Origin of the sequence: Paenibacillus sp. KS1, from assembly GCF_001680695.1 — a bacterium.
Taxonomy (GTDB): domain Bacteria; phylum Bacillota; class Bacilli; order Paenibacillales; family Paenibacillaceae; genus Paenibacillus_B; species Paenibacillus_B suaedae.
Genome location: NZ_MAIS01000032.1, coordinates 34,578 through 52,383, shown reverse-complemented (window position 1 = coordinate 52,383; position 17,806 = coordinate 34,578). Strand labels below are relative to the sequence as shown.

At 47.0% G+C, this 17,806-nt stretch carries 17 protein-coding genes and 1 tRNA gene; 3 read left to right on the top strand and 15 right to left on the bottom strand.

Going from position 1 to position 17,806, the window contains the following annotated elements; genetic code table 11:
- Positions 1-77 precede the first annotated feature (77 nt).
- The 7 genes from BBG47_RS12870 to BBG47_RS12840 form a co-directional block, all read right to left on the bottom strand.
- Positions 78-617: an S-adenosylmethionine decarboxylase gene (locus BBG47_RS12870; RefSeq protein ID WP_065292024.1), complete on the bottom strand. Its 540-nt coding sequence runs from the start codon at positions 615-617 to the stop codon at positions 78-80.
- Between the two features lie 151 nt (positions 618-768).
- A complete protein-coding gene (gene speD, locus BBG47_RS12865; RefSeq protein WP_021252328.1) occupies positions 769-1,167 on the bottom strand; it encodes an adenosylmethionine decarboxylase in 399 nt (132 codons plus the stop codon).
- A gap of 338 nt (positions 1,168-1,505) precedes the next feature.
- Complete coding sequence (locus tag BBG47_RS12860) at positions 1,506-2,090, bottom strand: non-ribosomal peptide synthetase module (protein ID WP_065292023.1); 585 nt, start codon at positions 2,088-2,090, stop codon at positions 1,506-1,508.
- A 157-nt stretch (positions 2,091-2,247) separates the two neighbouring features.
- Positions 2,248-2,841, bottom strand: coding sequence for a ribosome biogenesis GTP-binding protein YihA/YsxC (yihA, locus tag BBG47_RS12855; protein WP_021252330.1), 594 nt, complete (start codon positions 2,839-2,841; stop codon positions 2,248-2,250).
- 119 nt (positions 2,842-2,960) lie between these two features.
- Positions 2,961-5,297 (bottom strand): endopeptidase La, encoded by a 2,337-nt coding sequence (gene lon, locus BBG47_RS12850; protein ID WP_065292022.1) that lies wholly within the window; start codon positions 5,295-5,297, stop codon positions 2,961-2,963.
- Positions 5,298-5,393: 96 nt separating this feature from the next.
- On the bottom strand, positions 5,394-7,130 hold the full coding sequence (gene lonB, locus BBG47_RS12845) for an ATP-dependent protease LonB (protein WP_065292021.1): 1,737 nt from the start codon (positions 7,128-7,130) through the stop codon (positions 5,394-5,396).
- Between the two features lie 102 nt (positions 7,131-7,232).
- Positions 7,233-8,648, bottom strand: coding sequence for an alanine/glycine:cation symporter family protein (locus BBG47_RS12840; RefSeq protein WP_175400529.1), 1,416 nt, complete (start codon positions 8,646-8,648; stop codon positions 7,233-7,235).
- A gap of 287 nt (positions 8,649-8,935) precedes the next feature.
- On the opposite strand from BBG47_RS12840, the gene BBG47_RS12835 reads away from it, so the two are divergent.
- Together BBG47_RS12835 and BBG47_RS12830 are read left to right on the top strand one after the other, a co-directional pair.
- Positions 8,936-9,997: a M23 family metallopeptidase gene (locus tag BBG47_RS12835; protein WP_065292020.1), complete on the top strand. Its 1,062-nt coding sequence runs from the start codon at positions 8,936-8,938 to the stop codon at positions 9,995-9,997.
- Positions 9,998-10,024: 27 nt separating this feature from the next.
- Positions 10,025-10,429, top strand: coding sequence for a bactofilin family protein (locus BBG47_RS12830; RefSeq protein WP_065292019.1), 405 nt, complete (start codon positions 10,025-10,027; stop codon positions 10,427-10,429).
- A gap of 115 nt (positions 10,430-10,544) precedes the next feature.
- Here the strand turns inward: BBG47_RS12830 and ispG are convergent, their stop codons facing one another.
- The 5 genes from ispG to BBG47_RS12805 all read right to left on the bottom strand — a co-directional run bounded on the left by ispG (position 10,545) and on the right by BBG47_RS12805 (position 16,306).
- Entirely contained in the window at positions 10,545-11,642 is a 1,098-nt protein-coding gene (gene ispG, locus BBG47_RS12825) for a flavodoxin-dependent (E)-4-hydroxy-3-methylbut-2-enyl-diphosphate synthase (protein ID WP_021258198.1), read from the bottom strand.
- A 43-nt stretch (positions 11,643-11,685) separates the two neighbouring features.
- The gene (gene clpX, locus BBG47_RS12820) at positions 11,686-12,933 is read right to left on the bottom strand and encodes an ATP-dependent protease ATP-binding subunit ClpX (RefSeq protein WP_021252337.1); all 1,248 of its coding nucleotides are present in this window, start codon (positions 12,931-12,933) and stop codon (positions 11,686-11,688) included.
- Positions 12,934-12,946: 13 nt separating this feature from the next.
- Positions 12,947-13,543: an ATP-dependent Clp endopeptidase proteolytic subunit ClpP gene (gene clpP, locus BBG47_RS12815; RefSeq protein WP_021252338.1), complete on the bottom strand. Its 597-nt coding sequence runs from the start codon at positions 13,541-13,543 to the stop codon at positions 12,947-12,949.
- Positions 13,544-13,896: 353 nt separating this feature from the next.
- Entirely contained in the window at positions 13,897-15,183 is a 1,287-nt protein-coding gene (gene tig, locus BBG47_RS12810) for a trigger factor (RefSeq protein WP_065292018.1), read from the bottom strand.
- 172 nt (positions 15,184-15,355) lie between these two features.
- Positions 15,356-16,306: a hypothetical protein gene (locus BBG47_RS12805; protein ID WP_065292017.1), complete on the bottom strand. Its 951-nt coding sequence runs from the start codon at positions 16,304-16,306 to the stop codon at positions 15,356-15,358.
- A gap of 258 nt (positions 16,307-16,564) precedes the next feature.
- Between BBG47_RS12805 and BBG47_RS12800 the strand changes: the two genes are divergently transcribed.
- Positions 16,565-16,641 (top strand) — tRNA-Arg (locus BBG47_RS12800).
- Between the two features lie 180 nt (positions 16,642-16,821).
- Here BBG47_RS12800 and BBG47_RS31075 read toward each other — a convergent pair.
- The 3 genes from BBG47_RS31075 to BBG47_RS12790 all read right to left on the bottom strand — a co-directional run bounded on the left by BBG47_RS31075 (position 16,822) and on the right by BBG47_RS12790 (position 17,713).
- The gene (locus BBG47_RS31075; protein WP_260612424.1) at positions 16,822-16,950 is read right to left on the bottom strand and encodes a hypothetical protein; all 129 of its coding nucleotides are present in this window, start codon (positions 16,948-16,950) and stop codon (positions 16,822-16,824) included.
- 96 nt (positions 16,951-17,046) lie between these two features.
- Positions 17,047-17,397, bottom strand: coding sequence for a carboxypeptidase (locus tag BBG47_RS12795; RefSeq protein ID WP_065292016.1), 351 nt, complete (start codon positions 17,395-17,397; stop codon positions 17,047-17,049).
- Between the two features lie 7 nt (positions 17,398-17,404).
- Positions 17,405-17,713 carry a hypothetical protein gene (locus tag BBG47_RS12790; protein ID WP_021252342.1) on the bottom strand — a complete coding sequence of 103 codons (309 nt, stop codon included), beginning with the start codon at positions 17,711-17,713 and terminating at the stop codon, positions 17,405-17,407.
- Between the last annotated feature and the right edge of the window lie 93 nt (positions 17,714-17,806).

Sequence of the window (17,806 nt, the reverse complement as noted above, 5' to 3'; positions counted from 1 at the left end):
TTGTACGGGCTAACTGCACCTTATACTATCATTGCAACGCCCCAATGTCATTCTTTTTTTATGTACTTTTTGCCAGTTCACTTCGGTGTAAAATAAGATTCCAGCACTTCCTTCAAATCCTTGTCTGCGCTAACCAGTTCTTCACGCTTGGATGCGATCCATCCCCCGCTGCTGTTATAGACGAGCGCATAGCTGTCATAGAGTCGGGTCATTGCCTCAGCGCTCATGCTGATCATCTCTTTCTCACTGTCCGTTAATGGGCGATCGCCATTTAACTGCATCAATGTGATGGTTTCTACAACCTTATTCAGACTTGGCAGCTCTGGCAGCTGCTTCTTCCCTGCCGCACGAACCAGTCTTTCATGTGCAAATGCTGCTGAATAAGCAACAAGCTTCAATTTTTGAAGTGGTTCTGTCGAGTCATATCGCGCCGCTTCCTGCAATGATCCTTTTAACAGGTTCGTTTGAAATTGAGCTACTTCGTACAGCATTTTAAGCGGATCGGACGCTTCTGCCTTCGGAGAGAATAAGTTGTACACTTGAATGGAAGGCCATATTAACAGCATGAACAACACAACCATCCATACGATACCGCCTCGAAATCGTCTAGGTCTCATCAGCATTCTCCTACTATATATGATTATGTATATAGCTTATGGAGCAACAAGTGGACAAATAACCGAGCTATGAGGTTGACTCTCTATAAGAATAAAAAAAGCCCGCTCCACCCTGTGCCAAGCACGAGGATGAGCGGGACTTTATTGTCGTTTATACCAATTCGGATACTTTCATATCCGGAGTAACCACTTGCAATTCGCCTAATCCGCGAATAAGTTTCTTCGCGTACGTTTTCTCCGGTTTCAACACAGAGACCAGGTAATCAATGGCTAGCTGCGGGTCTACTGTTTCTCCGCAAGTGTAACAATCGATTGCTGCAAATCCACGTTCAGGATAAGTGTGGATTGAAAGATGACTTTCTGACAACATAACTAGAACTGTTGCCCCTTGTGGGTCAAACTGTTTAGATTGAACAGACAAGACCGTTGCACCACACGCTTCAGCGGCTTCTACCAGTTGTGCTTCAAGCAATTGAGCATTGTTCAGCAAATCGAAGTCGACTCCCCACGTGTCAACAGCAACATGTCTTCCGAAAGTTGAGTATTCCATCTTTCGGTTCCCCCTTCCTAGGAATAAAATGTTTGAAAAAATAATTTCATCCGCTAGGACCTACGTCATTCACTTCCCGAGGGAAAAATCTCTCGCAACATGCAATGTCCTGAGTGAATCCTGGTTCCTATATTGTTTTCAACGAGATTAAAAATAACATCTTACTCACATAAATGCAACACTTTTTTATCCACTTATCCCCTGACTATTCCATTTTCCCTGTCTACTATATGGCGAAAGCCTCTAATAGGTGTCTAGTACGCCCGCCCAATATTCGCTGTAGAACAAAAAAAGAACTTAAGGCATACGCCTTAAGTTCTTTCATATTCAAGTGCCGCTCAGGCTTCCAAGATGAACAATTGCTTTGCCAGTGCTGTTAGCTGCTGATCTACAGCTTGAACCTCATCTGCTGACAGGCTTCGATTGCGCTTATCGAGCAAATTGTTGATGCGCTCCTTAATACTCGCAATTCGTATTTCTACATGTTCGTTACGATACATGTTATGCAAGTCCTGTACCGTATCCTTATGCTCGAAAATAACGCGAGGCTCTTCCTTCTGCTCTACAATCTTGCGAACAGCCCCATCTGCGTAATAATAAGTGATTGTAAATCCCGCAAAAATCCGATTGACTACCGCTTCGCCACGGAATGTCGCCACAAGCTTATGCATCACTTGTGTCAATTTCGGATGAACCAAGCGGCAAGACGTTACACAGACATACCGATTGCCTTGTTTCTCGAACAGGAATATGATCTCATCACCCTGGCCGTCCTCAAGAACCACCTCTTGATTACCGTTTTCTAATACTTTCACCCGCCCCACAATAGATTGCTTCGCGAGCGATTGCACAAATCGGGTCAATTGAGCTTCCGTTAACTGTAAACTGGCTTTCACATACTCTGTGGCTAACCGCCGAGCCATAAAAACTCTCCTTACCTGTATTCAACATATAATATTTATACATGTTTATTATACTACAGGGAGAATATGAATTCCTGTTCATGAGCCGCCATTTTATGGTGCATTTCGCAAAAAAACGGACTGAGGCCGGAACTACCCCGCTTTTTATCCAACATGCTTACGAATTAACGCTTGCATGCTGATTAATAATGTCCCATAACTCTTCACGGCCTTGTCCTGTCTCCGCGGAGAACATGACAAACGGAGCATCCGATGACAACCCAAGGGTGGTACGAACTTGCTTCACATGCTTCGGAAGATGGTTTCTCGATATTTTATCAGCCTTCGTCGCAACCACACATACCGGGACGCCGTAATGCGTAAGCCAGTCATGCATCATGCAATCGTCTGCTGTAGGCGCATGGCGCAAATCAACAACCAGCAGCACAAGGCGAAGTGTCTCACGCTCTTGGAAGTACGCTTCAATCATGCGTCCCCACGCAGCGCGCTGCGTCTTCGATACCTTTGCATACCCGTATCCCGGCACGTCCACGAAATACATATTGTCATTAATGCGATAGTAGTTCAACTGCTGTGTCTTTCCCGGCTGCGAGCTTGTACGCGCCAAGTTCTTGCGCATAATCATGCGATTGATTAACGATGACTTCCCTACATTCGATCGGCCTGCCAGACCAATCTCCGGGAACCCGTCATCTGGATACTGTGCAGATCCAACAGCACTAATAATAAATTCAGCATTTGTTATTTTCATACGCGATTATCCTCACCTTACATTCTGTTCTGTCTATTGTACAATTGTACACGATTCCCGTCATTTCACAAAAAGAAAAACGGATGCGCTGCACGCGCATCCGTCTTGTTGCTATGCCATTATGATGAAGTCGCCTCCAGCAACGCATGCTGCAGCACTTCATCCATATGAGCTACTGGTATAAAGGTCAGCTCCCGCCGTACTGTATCCGGGATATCCGCTAGATCGCGTTCATTGTCATGCGGGAACAGAACCGTCTTGATTCCTGCACGAAGCGCGGCCAGCGACTTCTCTTTCAATCCACCAATCGGGAGTACTCTCCCGCGCAATGTAATCTCACCGGTCATTGCAACATCCTTGGATACATACCGATTAGTGAACGCCGATACAAGTGCCGTCGCAATTGTGATTCCGGCGGAAGGGCCATCCTTCGGAATCGCTCCTTCAGGGACATGGACATGAATATCCAGCTTCTCATGGAAGTCGGGCTCCAATCCCCACTGCGCCGCCTTCGAGCGGATGTAGCTAAATGCAGCCTGTGCAGACTCCTTCATGACATCGCCAAGCTTGCCTGTCAATTGCAGCTTGCCGGAACCAGGAACAACGGTAACCTCAATATTAAGCGTATCCCCTCCCGCTTCGGTCCACGCAAGACCTGTCACCGTTCCTATCTGATCATCTTGTTCTGCCAGACCATAGCGATATCGAGCTACACCTAAATATTCGGATAATTGCTGGGCGTGAATCTGTATGTCTTCCACCTGTTCAGATACAATTCGCTTTGCAGCCTTGCGGCATAGCGCAGCCAATTGCTGTTCCAGTTGACGAACTCCCGCTTCACGTGTATATTCACGAATCACTTTCAGAAGGCAGTCCTCTTGAACCGTCAGTTGATTCGCCTGCAATCCATGGGCTTCCTTCTGCTTCGGAAGCAGATGCCTGTTCGCGATTTCCAGCTTCTCAAGCTCCGTATATCCAGACAAGGACAGCAGTTCCATCCGATCTAGCAGCGGACGCGGTATATTGTGAACCGCATTGGCAGTTGTCACGAACAGAACCTTGGACAGATCGACCGGGAGCTCAACGAAATGATCACTGAATGCATTATTCTGTTCTGGATCCAATACCTCCAGCAGTGCAGATGCCGGATCCCCACGGAAGTCAGATGCCATCTTGTCGATTTCATCAAGCAGCATTACTGGGTTCATCGTGCCCGCATTTTTGAGCGCCTGAACAATTCGTCCTGGCATCGCACCTACATAGGTACGACGATGACCGCGAATCTCCGCCTCGTCACGCACCCCACCTAACGAGATACGAACAAATTTCCGTTCAAGCGATTTCGCAATTGACCTTGCAAGCGACGTTTTCCCGACACCCGGCGGGCCAACAAGGCATAGAATCGGCCCTTTCATTTCTTTGACTAGCTGCTGTACAGCCAAATATTCAAGGACACGTTCCTTCGGCTTCTCAAGTCCATAATGATCGGCCTCCAGAATGGATTCTGCCTTGCTCAGATCCAGATCATCCTCCGAGAGCTGAGCCCACGGAATCTGAAGCAGCCAATCGATATAGTTTCGAATCACCGAACCTTCTGCGGAAGAAGCCGGCATTTTCTCCAATCGATCGATTTCTTTGCCGATTTTCTCACGAACTTTATCCGGAGCCTCGAGCTCCTTCAATTGGGCACGCAGCTCCTCGGCCTCGCCCGTGCGGCCTTCTTTATCTCCCAATTCCTTCTGGATCGCCTTCATTTGCTCACGCAAATAGTATTCCTTCTGTGTCTTCTCCATCTGCTTCTTCACGCGCTGGCCAATCTTCTTCTCCATCTCTAGCACTTCGCTCTCATTATTGAGCAGCTCAAGCAGCTTATGCAGACGGGCTTTGCTATCCACCATCTCCAGAAGCGCCTGTTTATCTTTGAGCTTGATGGACAAGTGGCTGGCGATTACATCCGCCATCCGCCCCGGTTCTTCGATGTCCGTTACGGAAGCTAGTGTCTCAGGCGACACCTTCTTCGACATTTGCACATAGTTCTCGAACTGGGTCAATGCCATGCGCATGAGCGCTTCTGTCTCTGAAGGATCACCCGACGTCTCTTCATGCAATACATGCACCTGAACCTCATAGAACTCCTCATTAGGCACATATTCAACGATCTCAGCGCGCTCAACACCCTCAACAAGCACACGTATTGTGTTATTAGGCAGACGTAACATTTGACGAACCTTCGCTATCGTGCCTATACGGAAAATATCATCCTGAGAAGGCTCCTCGATGCTGACCTCTGACTGCGTGCACAACAGCAGCAATTGATCTTCCAGCATCGCATGTTCAAGTGCCCGTACCGACTTATCGCGCCCCACATCCAAGTTCAACACCATGCTCGGGTACACGAGCAAGCCTCGTAGCGGGAGCAGAGGCAGGCGGCGGTCTTTGTTCGATTTAAGCCCCATCGTTCGGCACCCCCATGGCTATCATGATCTATCTAGTACATTGCATCCAACATTTTATCAAATGTTCAAGTAAAACACCAATTTTCCACAGGCCGATCAGCTATAGCTGCTCCCATCAGAAGAACTGCTATTCTTCTCCGATCCTTCTGCATGCAGCAACGGCAGCGAGGTGCCCACGGCACGTTCGAACGGTTGCGGCTTATGCTCTGCATCTCCCTTCCATTCACTGCCGAATGCATGTTGGAAGCCTTCCTCAATGTGTTCGACGGGTATGACTTGCACTCCATCCAAGCCTGCGAAGATATCCTGCCAATTCTCCTTCGGAATAAGCACGCGAGTTGCTCCTGCTTGAAAAGCCGCTTCCACCTTCGCAAGTACGCCGCCGACCGGCTTAATGCGCCCATGAAGACTGATTTCACCTGTCATCGCAAGCTTATTGTCCACAGGCCATCCATTCAATGCTGATGCGATGGCTATCGCCATTGCCATGCCCGCGGATGGACCATCTACTGGCGATCCGCCTGGGAAGTTAATGTGCAAATCGAAGTTGGATGTCTCATGTCCCAGGCTGCGAAGCACGGTCAATACGTTCTCAATAGACCCCTTCGCCATACTCTTGCGGCGCAGCGTTCGGCTTCCACCGCCCAGCTCTTCTTCCTCGACAACACCCGTAATTGTATACTTGCCGTGCCCACTCTTCACACGGATCGCACTCACTTCAATTTCCAGCAGCGCTCCCATGCTAGGACCGTACACAGCCAAGCCATTCACGAGACCAACCTGTGGTTCTGCGGGAACTTTGCGATCAGGACGCGGAGCAATCTGGCTGCTGTTGGCAACCCATTCTACATCAGCCGCATCAATCGATGTCCGCCCTTCTGACATCGCCAGTCCAGCCGACAGTTGGACAATATTCACCGCCTCACGCCCATTGGTCGCGTACTTCTTCACCATATCTACCGCTTCTGGCGAGTGCGGGAAGCCAATTTTCTTCAGCCCGTTTTCTGCAATAGCTCCGATTTCATCAGGAAGCAGCGGCCTGAAGTAGATTTCCATACAACGTGAACGAAGCGCTGGCGGGAGTTCTTGGGAAGAGCGGGTCGTCGCTCCCACAAGCCTGAAGTCCGCAGGCAATCCATTTTGAAAAATATCGTGAATATACGAAGGTACATTCGAGTCTTCCGAATTGTAATAAGCGCTCTCCAAAAATACTTTACGATCTTCAAGTACCTTCAACAGTTTATTCATCTGTATCGGATGAAGCTCACCAATCTCATCAATAAACAGCATGCCCCCATGTGCCTTCGTCACCGCTCCCGGCTTCGGCTGTGGAATCCCAGCGACTCCCATCGCACCAGCACCTTGATAAATAGGATCATGAACCGAGCCAATTAATGGGTCGGCAATGCCACGTTCATCAAATCTTGCTGTCGTCGCATCTATTTCAGTGAACTTGGATTCCATTGTAAATGGCGAGCTCGCATTCTTCTTCGCTTCCTCCAGCACTACTCTCGCAGCAGCCGTCTTACCTACGCCTGGTGGGCCATAGATGATCACATGCTGCGGGTTCGAACTGCACAAAGCAGCTTTGAGCGCCTTCAATCCATCTTTCTGCCCAACAATATCGCTCATGATCGCAGGTCTTGTCTTCTCTGCTAGCGGCTTCGTCAAGGAAATAGACCTTAGCTTGCGCAGCTTATCCATCTCCTTGCGCGATTCTCGATCAACAGCTGTGCGATTTCCTTTCTGACTGCGCAGCAGATTCCAGAAGTATATGCCAATAACTACGGCAAAGAACGCATTGATCAGCATCAATATTACGCTTAAATTCATCGTTTCATCCTCCCATAACGCCCTCGCAAGGACAAAAAAATCCGGCAAAGTTTACTACTTGGTAGTATTACCCTTTGCCGGATGCATTATAAGCGTATGCGATTATGAGTTATTATTTCTTTCCCAACATTCTGCATGCTTCAGTCCTGGAACAGAATCCGCATAGAAGACTGGCTCCTCGCCACGCTTACGCTGACCCATATAATCTTTCAAAGCCGCAAAAGCCACTTTACCAAGCAGCATAATGGAAATAAGATTAATGAACGCCATGAAGCCCATGAACAAGTCTGCCAAATTCCAAACTAGAGTCATCTTCGCAACAGAACCGAAGAGAACCATCGCTACAACACCTAACCGATAGGCAAGCATCCATCCCTTTTTCTTTGTAATGAATTCGATGTTGCTTTGACCGTAATAGTAGTTTCCAATAAGTGAAGTAAATGCGAATAAAAAGACAGCTAAGCCAATAAAAATGTGCGCCCAATCCCCAACCTGAGTCGCAAGCGCATGTTGAGTCAATCGAATGCCGTTCTGCTCGCCTGTCGTTGAAATCCCAGAAAACAGGATAATGAACGCTGTTGACGAACAAACAAGCAATGTATCGACGAATACCCCGAACGACTGGATCAATCCTTGCTTGACTGGATGACTAACATTGGCCGTCGCCGCTGCATTCGGAGCACTACCCATCCCGGCCTCGTTCGAGAACAGACCACGTTTAATTCCGTTCATCACCGCTGCGCCTACACCGCCAGCCAGCGCCTCCTCAAATCCAAAGGCATTTTTTATAATAGAAGCAAATACTTCCGGAATTTCGCTAAAATTGACCAGCATGACGAACAAAGCAATGGCCATATATGCTAGCGCCATGATAGGAACTACGGTCGCAGTAACCTGCGCAACCCGCTGAACCCCTCCGAATATCGTTGGGACAACAAGAACCGCCAAGATGATCCCCATCCAAATCGGATCCAAGTTAAATATATCTTGGAATGCTGCACTTGCAGTATTAGCCTGCACAGAGTTGAAGACGAATCCGAAACTGAAAATAATGAGGACTGCAAAAATAATGCCTAACCAACGTGCGTTCAACGCCCGTTCCATATAGTAAGCCGGGCCGCCTCTGAAATGCTTGCCATCACGCACTTTGTACACTTGTGCCAATGTCGATTCGACAAACCCCGAAGCCGCTCCAATAATGGCAATCATCCACATCCAGAATACAGCGCCAGGGCCACCTAACGAAATAGCAATAGCGACTCCAGCCAAATTCCCCGTACCGACACGTGAGGCTGTACTCATTGCGAATGCCTGGAAAGAGGAAACGCCTTGCTTTTCACCGGATGGCTTTCCTTTATCCCGTCCCAAAATAAGACGGAATGTTTCTTTAATTGCAGAAAGCTGCACGAAGCCTGTGCGGAATGAGAAATATAATCCTGCTGTTACTAGGACAAATATAAGCATCAAATACCACAAATCATTAAACTTCCCGATCCAATCCTGAAGTTGATCGATCAATATATCGCACCTCTCTTATTGTCTAGTCCTGTCGTACGCATATGTCAACTTTGCTAACACGGTACTAACTGATTGTAGCGTAAATCGCGGGCGATGGCAAAATGTTTTTTATCATTTTTCAATTAGTGATAAAATTTACCTTTTTGTCATTCGACACAAACTGATTTTTATGTCGAATCGTTGCATTATCTACTTACTTTTCACCGAAAATCATGTACAATAGGAATGTTATGTAAACGTTTCTAGCTTATTTTACCTTTGTGTCGTTAAGGAGGAATCCTTGAAATATGACGAAATCAAACGATCGCCACTGGACGTGGATGCTCATGCGAGGACCAAATCGGCCAGTTATTCAATACAGTATTCCAACTGTTGTGGTTAAACTTGTCATGTTTATTGTCATTGGCGGGATTAGCGCATTACTTTTATCGTTAGTCATTCAACGATTTACCATGCATGATATTGTTGCTCGTCATGAACAATTACAGCTTGAGCTGCAGGAGAAGAATCAACTGTTAGCAGAGATGGACAAGCAATTATCCATTATTACCGCTTCTTCCAACGATATGAAACAGAAAATGGACAAAATCTCACAATGGGAACAGCAATTGCAATCCTATTTACAAGTTCCAACTGGCGCTAACCACCCAAAGAATAGCAAGCAGTCTCCTAGCATGGGTAAGCCCAATTCGATGTCATCCAAGCGCGATACCGCTTCTTTGCCTTTGCCGCTAGGCGGTGAATATATTATGCTTCCTGCATCTAAGTTGTCGACGCTTCGTTCTGCCGCCACAGAAGTGAACAGCAGCGACCAAAAGCCTGTCTCACCACTTGAAGCATGGGAGAACACGAATAAGCAGCTCCATCATATGAATAAGAAGTGGCAGGATTGGGAACGAACAATGCCTTCTCTGTTTAAGAATGCCGAAGCCTTCCAGCAGCAGTTGAACGCTACACCAACCCTATGGCCAACAGGTAGCACACGAATCACCTCTCTTTTCGGAGAACGCAGTGATCCGTTTCAACGCAGTGAAGCATTCCATGCTGGATTAGATATAGGCGGAGATACAGGCGATCCGGTTTACGCTACTGCCGAAGGGGTCGTCATTGATTCCGACAGGGATGAGCTGAAGGGGAATTATATCATCGTGAATCATGGCAGCGGACTTACTACACGCTACTTGCACCTAAGCGAGAGAGTTGTGGCCAGCGGAGATTCGGTGAAAAAAGGGACACTCATTGGCAAAATCGGTACAACAGGTCGGAGCACAGGACCTCATCTACATTTCGAAATTCGTAAGAACGGACAGCCTATTGATCCAATGACTTATGTAAACACTCCTGAATAAGATTTTTATATAAGAAAGGAGCACGATATGTTCGCCAAATCCTCTGGCAAAAAAATTAGCGGAACCGACACCTTAATTGGACAGGCTACTACATTTGAAGGAAAGCTTGTATGCGAAACTGACCTACGGATCGAGGGAACCATTACTGGTGATGTTCATTGCAATCAGAACGTAATTATTGGAGAGTCGGGCAAAGCCTATTCCCATATTCAAGCTTCCAGCCTAGTTATCGCAGGGTTCATGCAAGGTGATGTCAACGTCACAGAAAGTGTCATCATCGAGAGCTCTGGCAGATTGGAAGGCAATGTATTGTGCCAATCCTTCATTATCAAAGAAGGCGGCAAATTCAACGGAAACAGCAAAATGCAGCAAAATGCTCCCTCACTAACCAATGCTCCTATCGCTGAGGTTACTAACTCGTCTGACACATGAACGAGATCATTGAATTAGAAACTTGGATGCAGACAAAGAAAACACCCACATGCGCCACTGCTGCATGTGGGTGTTCTTGTATCATATGATAACAAGATAGCTTCTTATATTTCGATTAGTGCTTACGCCCTGGAATCTGACCCGTACGCTCATATTCAGCGACGATATGGTCGATTTCCTTCTTCAACTCAGAGACAAGCTCTGCCTCCGGTACTTTACGAATCATTTCTCCGTAGCGGAATAACAGCCCTTCACCACGAGCTCCAGCGATGCCGATATCCGCTTCACGAGCCTCGCCCGGACCGTTTACCGCACAACCAAGCACCGATACCTTAATTGGAACTTTCACTTTGGAGATATACTCCTCTACTTCGTTCGCAATCGAGAACAAATCGATGTCAAGTCGGCCGCATGTTGGACATGATACAAGTGTAGCTGCATTGGAAATCAAGCCGAAACATTTCAGCATCTCACGCGCAACCTTCACTTCTTCTACTGGATCCGCACTCAAGCTGACACGAACCGTCGAGCCAATTCCAAGTGATAACAAGGCTCCGAGCCCTGCCGCACTCTTAATCGTCCCTGAGAACAGTGTTCCAGCTTCTGTAATCCCTAAGTGAAGCGGGTACGGAATTACCTCAGAAGCCTTTGTATAGGCAGCGATGGCCATAGGCACATCTGATGCCTTCAACGAGACAATAATATCGTGGAAATCAAGTTCTTCTAAAATTCCGATATGGAATAGAGCACTTTCGACCATCGCCTCTGGCGTTGGATATCCATACTTCTCGAGCAGGTGGTTCTCCAGCGATCCTGCATTAACACCGATTCGAATCGGAATGCCGCGCTCTTTGCACGCCTTCACGACTGCTTCCACTTTCTCACGGCGCCCAATATTGCCCGGATTGATCCGGACCTTGTCAATACCGTTCTCAATCGCCTTCAAAGCGAGCCTGTAGTCAAAGTGAATGTCAGCAACGAGCGGAATCGAGATACGCTTCTTAATCTCCTTAATCGCATCCGCTGCTTCCTCATTGTTGACCGTAACCCGAACAAGCTGGCATCCAGCTTCTTCAAGTCGATGAATTTCCGCAACAGTGGCTTCTACATCTGCCGTCTTCGTCGTGCACATGCTCTGAATGACAACCTCATTGTTGCCGCCAATCGTTACATCGCCCACTTTTACAGCTCTAGTCTGATGTCGCAAATACATGATACATTCTCTCCCATGTCGGAAACGGACGGAAAAGCGCCTATTAGGCGCTTTCCTCTTGTTTCTTATCTGTCGTCAGTTCCGGAATCATTCGTTCTTTTACTACTTGCTCCGTAATGACACATGTTGTTACATCATCGCGCGATGGCACTTCATACATCACGTCAAGCATAATGCCCTCGATGATGGCACGCAATCCACGCGCTCCAGTGTTGCGCTTGATCGCTTCGCGAGCAATGGCTTCCAGTGCACCAGACTCGAAGTCAAGCTTCACATTGTCCATCTCAAGCAACTTCTGGTACTGCTTCGTCAGCGCATTCTTCGGCTCGCTCAAGATACGAACCAATGTATGCTCATCAAGCGGCTCCAACGTCGAGATGACTGGAAGACGCCCAACAAATTCAGGAATAAGTCCGAATTTCAGCAAATCCTCCGGAAGTGTCATCGTCAAGTATTCGCCAGGCTTCAAATCCTTCTGACCACCATCAGCATTGAAGCCAATAATTTTCTTCCCTACACGACGCTTGATAATTTGCTCCAGTCCGTCAAACGCACCGCCGCAAATGAACAAGATGTTCGTCGTATCAATTTGAATAAATTCTTGGTGAGGATGCTTACGGCCACCTTGCGGCGGAACAGAAGCAACGGTTCCCTCCAAAATTTTCAGCAATGCCTGCTGTACCCCTTCGCCAGATACATCGCGAGTAATCGAAGGATTCTCGGATTTGCGAGCTACTTTATCGATTTCATCGATGTAAATAATACCGCGTTCCGCCTTCTCCACGTCATAGTCTGCCGCTTGGATCAGCTTCAGCAGAATATTCTCAACATCTTCGCCCACATAACCTGCTTCTGTAAGCGATGTGGCATCCGCAATTGCGAATGGCACGTTCAAGATTTTAGCCATGGTCTGCGCCAAGAGTGTCTTACCGGAGCCAGTAGGCCCCACAAGCAAGATGTTACTCTTCTGAAGCTCAACATCCTCAATCTTGTTCTGGGTGTTAATCCGTTTGTAATGGTTATATACCGCTACGGACAACGACTTTTTCGCTATTTCTTGACCAATGACATATTGATCCAGAATTGCACGAATTTCCTTCGGCTTCGGTATATCCTTCAGATCAACTTCCTCTTCGTGACCGAGCTCTTCCTCTACAATCTCATTGCACAGCTCGATGCACTCGTCACATATATATACGCCAGGACCGGCAACCAACTTGCGTACTTGCTCCTGCGACTTGCCGCAGAACGAGCACTTCAATTGCCCCTTCTCATCATTAAATTTAAACAATCGGTGTCCCCCCTTACTTGAGCCCCGGGCTTGCCGGATGTAAAACTTGGTCAACAAGACCGTATTCTTTCGCTTCATCAGCGCTCATGAAGTTGTCCCGATCTGTATCGCGTTCAATCTTCTCAATCGGCTGACCTGTGCGATCCACATATATTTGGTTCAGCTTATGTCTTGTCTTCAAGATCCAGTCCGCATGAATCTTAATGTCGGACGCTTGACCGCGTACGCCACCCAGCGGCTGGTGAATCATGATCTCACTGTTCGGCAGAGCAATACGCTTGCCTGGCGCCCCAGCCGTCAGCAAGAGCGAACCCATACTTGCAGCCAAGCCTACGCAGATTGTAGATACGTCAGGTTTGATATGCTGCATCGTATCGTAAATTGCCATGCCGGCCGTAACTGAACCGCCCGGTGAGTTGATATACAAGAAAATGTCCTTCTCTGGATCATCTGCTTGAAGGAACAGCAACTGCGCAATGACGCTGTTCGCTACGTCATCATCGATGGCGCTGCCCAGAAAGATAATGCGATCTTTCAGCAGACGCGAGTAAATATCATAAGAGCGTTCGCCGCGATTTGTCTGTTCGATGACCATCGGGATTAAATTCATGGTACCGACCTCTTTTCTTTACATAGCTTTACATTTCTATTCTAACATTTTCTGAACGTGGTGTCATTTTTACACCGATTACCATTATTCTATGTGCGGCAAATGCCCGTAATCCCTGCAAATAAGCTCTATATTCGTGACTTCTCGCGGGTCGGAATCGCCTAATATGTTACATACTGATTATGTACACCCTTTACTGGGTGGTGAAACGTTATGTAGTAAATCAAGAACTTACAATCCAGCAATCTTTCACCAGACAGGTGGTAAAAAATAAGGCACGCCCTTAAAAAGTAACGTGCCTTATCCTGTTACGCCGCTCTCACATGCATGATGCAGTTGCAGCCGATATGCAATTAATTCTTGCTGTTGTCCACAATGAACTTAACTGTTTTGCGAAGAGCTGCCTCTTCACGCAAGTTTTCAATCGTGCCGTTCTTCTCCAAGATGGAGCGGATTTCGTCCGCAGAACGTTGGTAAGAAGCTGCCATTTTATCAAGCTCTTCTTGCAGCTCTTCTTCGGAAATTGTGATGTTCTCTTCTTTCGCGATTTGCTCAAGAACGAGGTTGTTTTTCACACGCTTGTCAGCCTCTTGTTGCATTTGCTCGCGCAAGTCTGCAATCGTTTGGCCAGACAATGTCAAGAACATATCCATGTTCATGCCTTGCATGCGAAGACGGTTGTCCAAGTCTTTAACCATGTGCTGAATTTCAGTCTCGATCATCGCACGTGGAATTTCTACTTCTGCATTTGCAGATGCTTTTTCAACGAGCTCAGCTTCACGAGCTGCTTCCAGTTCGCGTCCTTTGCGCTCTTTCAACTGTTTTGTAAGATCAGCTTTGTACTCATCCAAAGTTTCGAACTCGCTAACATCTTTAGCGAACTCATCATCAAGCTGTGGAAGCTGCTTGCGCTTGATTTCATGAACTTTCACTTTGAATGTTGCAGGCTTGCCAGCCAAGTTCTCTGCATGGTAGTGCTCAGGGAATGTAACTTCAACATCTTTGAAGTCGCCTGTTCCAAGGCCAACCAATTGATCTTCGAATCCAGGAATGAACGTGTTAGAGCCAAGCTCCAATGTGTAGCGCTCGCCTTTGCCGCCTTCAAATGCTTCGCCATCAACGAATCCTTCGAAGTCCATAACAACGCTGTCGCCTTTTTGTGCTGTTTCTTCGTCAACGATAACGAGTTCAGCATGACGCTCTTGCAGACGCTTCAATTCAGCGTCAAGCTCTTCTTCAGTAACTTCAGCTTCCTTAGCTTCCACTTCAAGACCTTTGTAGTCGCCAAGCTTCACTTCAGGTTTAACTGTTACTTTTGCTTTGAACTTGAACGTTTTGCCTTTTGCAAATTGTTCAACTTCGATTTCCGGCTGATCAACCGGTTGGATGTTTGTTTCTTTTACAGCTTGTGTGTAAACTTCGCCCAAGATGATGTCAATCGCATCTTGATACAAGCTTTCCACACCATATTTTGCTTCGAAAATTGGGCGAGGTACGCGACCTTTGCGGAAGCCAGGAACGTTAACACGCTTGGACACTTTTTTGAATGCCAAGTCCAATCCTTCTGCTACGCGATCTTCATTAACCTCTACTTCCAATACCCCAATGTTCTTCTCTATTTTTTCCCAAGTTGCTTTCATTTTATGCCTTCCCCTCCAAAAAAAGATCATGGCTAGAGTGTACCTAACATAACACGTCCAGAATAACCATTTTAGTATAGCCGACTACGATAACTTTTTCAAGGAGGGCGTCATTCCCACATTCGTCCTTCTACGAAAGCGCTATCGACCGTTCATTGCTTAGCCTCAGATCCTATGACTGCACGCGCAATGATCGATTTAATGATCGGAGCGCTAGCTCATATTGCACACGCAGTTCATTCGTGATACCGTACAGCTGCTTCACTTCCACTTCTTCGTCGACACGCAGCATTCGAGCCACGATGAAATGCAGCGCCGCCGCCCAAGCGTTCGAATCCTCTTGCCCATGCCCGCACAACTGTTCATAGGATGGAGAACCGTATATATGCTTCAAATACTGCTGCCATATCTCCTGAGCAAAATAAGCGAGAGAAGGCTCTCTTACAGAAGCAGCCTCGTTCACACGCACCGCTGGTGCCTTGGCGGCCTCTGGGAACCCCGAATTATCAAGCGGAGTATCCTCTATTTGTACGACCAGCGACTCCTGCCCGCGAGGGAAGCGGATTTCTCCATGCATTCCCCGTCTCTTCATAACTTGAAGAATTCCGAATTGAAGCAAGGAGTTAAGGTTCTCCTCTTTGAGCAGTTTAGCCAAAGCTTCATTAACACCCGGATCTTCTGCTGCTGCAAGCTGCTCAAGAATAAGGAGCTTGCGGTCATCCATCTCTCCCTCTACAAGGGTAGCAAACAATCGCTCTGTATATTGTCCATCCGCATTCAGCTTCTGCTGGAATTGGCGTCGCAGGATATCTTGTTCGGTCTCTTCAGACTCCTCTTCCGGTGTGGACTCCGGCCAACTGGCTATTCCCTCAGCCATATTCAAATCACGAGCAGCACGTACTGCCTCCGGGAACGCCGACACGAGCCATTGCAGCAGCGCGTCCCACTCTTCCCGAATCCGTTCGTCCTCACCATCACATGTCAGCAGGAATTGAAGAAGGGCAATTGCTTCGCCGTAACGCTCAGATTCCAGCATCCGTGTCAGCTCAATTTGGTAGTAATCATGAGTTTTCGGAAACAGGATGACATTATTCTTTGCCGGCTCTTTGTAATCTTCTGTCATACGAACACCTGCTTTCTGTACTGCGCCTATGTATTACGATAATCTCTCCTATGTATGCAGCTCGTTCTCCCTCAATTAGGTGAGCTTCTTATATGATGCATTATATCATATTCACTCTTTATCCTGCGCGGTCACCATATGTGCTTTCCTGATACTCAAACTGTAAAAGATATGTAAATTAATATTTTTTCATTTTCCTATTGCTAAGAGTCAATTTCTTTGATACAATCATTTATGTTCTAAATTTAACTTATTCATGTCCCAGTAGCTCAGCTGGATAGAGCAACGGCCTTCTAAGCCGTCGGTCGGGGGTTCGAATCCCTCCTGGGACGCCATTCATTTGCTTACTAATATACATGAACATGCTTCACAGAACCTTTTATTGGTTGGTGAGGCTTTTTTTTTATTTCCCACTCACATCGCCCAGAATACCTCTGCATGAGAGGCTCTGCTTATCGCAGAGCCTTGTATAATTGCCGCCTTCTTTTGATGCAGAACTTACTTATTTACTTACTTTACTTATTGTGAAACTCCCAATGGTTCTTCTCGCCTGGATGCTTGAAGTTTTTCGATAGTACGGCATCCGCATGTTTCTTCTGATGGGCATATTTATTGCCCTTGTTTTGCTTGAATTGCTCTGACATCGTTTCTCACCTCCCTTCATCGTACCTTGATCATTTCTTTCCACGAAGCCGATGATAAGAAAGCGAACCATTTCCGCTGCATGATAACGGATACCATTACGTGTCTAATTGAAACAACTCATCCACCGCTGATCGAACTTCTGTGGAACCTAAGACAGCATCAACAATCGAATCGCGATCACTGCAGCTGATTTCGTTATTGCTTATAATGAATTCCTCCGCAGCGATTTCCTCGAAGGCGTTATGCAAATTGTTGTCATACCAATCTGCTTCATAATGCGCATCGTTGCGCAGAAGGCGAACAATCTCATAACCACCATTTCGTACAGGAGCCACATACGCAAGCAGAGGAGTCTCCTTGTCATCATCAGGGATAAGTCCTACTTCTGCACACAGACGCCCTTCGATTTCAACAGGACGACGAAATTTTGCAGCCTTAAATTCCATTTTTGACTCACTCCTTATTTAAAATTTGCTCCACAAACCGCTTGGTATCAGTAGTCCCGAATTTGTATATGTAGGCATATACTTTGTTGAGGTTATGCTGATACGGAACGTTAATCGTATCATCCGATAGGCTTGTCAATAACAAGAGGCTATCCCGCATCTGATCCGTTTCGGCATCCCCCACTTCATTCAGCAGCCTTTGAAGCTCATCCCTTTCCGCTTCATTTACATGGACTACAAATTCATAACTCCCTGCATGTTGTTCCGCAACAACAGAATGATTCTGTACGGATACATAATAAGGCTGGCGCTCCATGGAGCACCTCCTTTCCATTTAAGGGCCATTGCCTCGCCCTGTTTACTTCGGGGTTCAGCTTTTATGTGAAGCTTTTTTTATCATCTCCCGATG

What these genes read in the sequence shown, in the direction of transcription:
- BBG47_RS12870 (WP_065292024.1), bottom strand. Translation starts at nt 617, where the DNA reads ATGAGACCTAGACGATTTCGAGGCGGTATCGTATGGATGGTTGTGTTG.
- speD (WP_021252328.1), bottom strand. Translation starts at nt 1,167, where the DNA reads ATGGAATACTCAACTTTCGGAAGACATGTTGCTGTTGACACGTGGGGA.
- BBG47_RS12860 (WP_065292023.1), bottom strand. Translation starts at nt 2,090, where the DNA reads ATGGCTCGGCGGTTAGCCACAGAGTATGTGAAAGCCAGTTTACAGTTA.
- yihA (WP_021252330.1), bottom strand. Translation starts at nt 2,841, where the DNA reads ATGAAAATAACAAATGCTGAATTTATTATTAGTGCTGTTGGATCTGCA.
- lon (WP_065292022.1), bottom strand. Translation starts at nt 5,297, where the DNA reads ATGGGGCTTAAATCGAACAAAGACCGCCGCCTGCCTCTGCTCCCGCTA.
- lonB (WP_065292021.1), bottom strand. Translation starts at nt 7,130, where the DNA reads ATGAATTTAAGCGTAATATTGATGCTGATCAATGCGTTCTTTGCCGTA.
- BBG47_RS12835 (WP_065292020.1), top strand. Translation starts at nt 8,936, where the DNA reads ATGACGAAATCAAACGATCGCCACTGGACGTGGATGCTCATGCGAGGA.
- BBG47_RS12830 (WP_065292019.1), top strand. Translation starts at nt 10,025, where the DNA reads ATGTTCGCCAAATCCTCTGGCAAAAAAATTAGCGGAACCGACACCTTA.
- ispG (WP_021258198.1), bottom strand. Translation starts at nt 11,642, where the DNA reads ATGTATTTGCGACATCAGACTAGAGCTGTAAAAGTGGGCGATGTAACG.
- clpP (WP_021252338.1), bottom strand. Translation starts at nt 13,543, where the DNA reads ATGAATTTAATCCCGATGGTCATCGAACAGACAAATCGCGGCGAACGC.
- tig (WP_065292018.1), bottom strand. Translation starts at nt 15,183, where the DNA reads ATGAAAGCAACTTGGGAAAAAATAGAGAAGAACATTGGGGTATTGGAA.
- BBG47_RS12805 (WP_065292017.1), bottom strand. Translation starts at nt 16,306, where the DNA reads ATGACAGAAGATTACAAAGAGCCGGCAAAGAATAATGTCATCCTGTTT.
- BBG47_RS31075 (WP_260612424.1), bottom strand. Translation starts at nt 16,950, where the DNA reads ATGTCAGAGCAATTCAAGCAAAACAAGGGCAATAAATATGCCCATCAG.
- BBG47_RS12795 (WP_065292016.1), bottom strand. Translation starts at nt 17,397, where the DNA reads ATGGAATTTAAGGCTGCAAAATTTCGTCGTCCTGTTGAAATCGAAGGG.
- BBG47_RS12790 (WP_021252342.1), bottom strand. Translation starts at nt 17,713, where the DNA reads ATGGAGCGCCAGCCTTATTATGTATCCGTACAGAATCATTCTGTTGTT.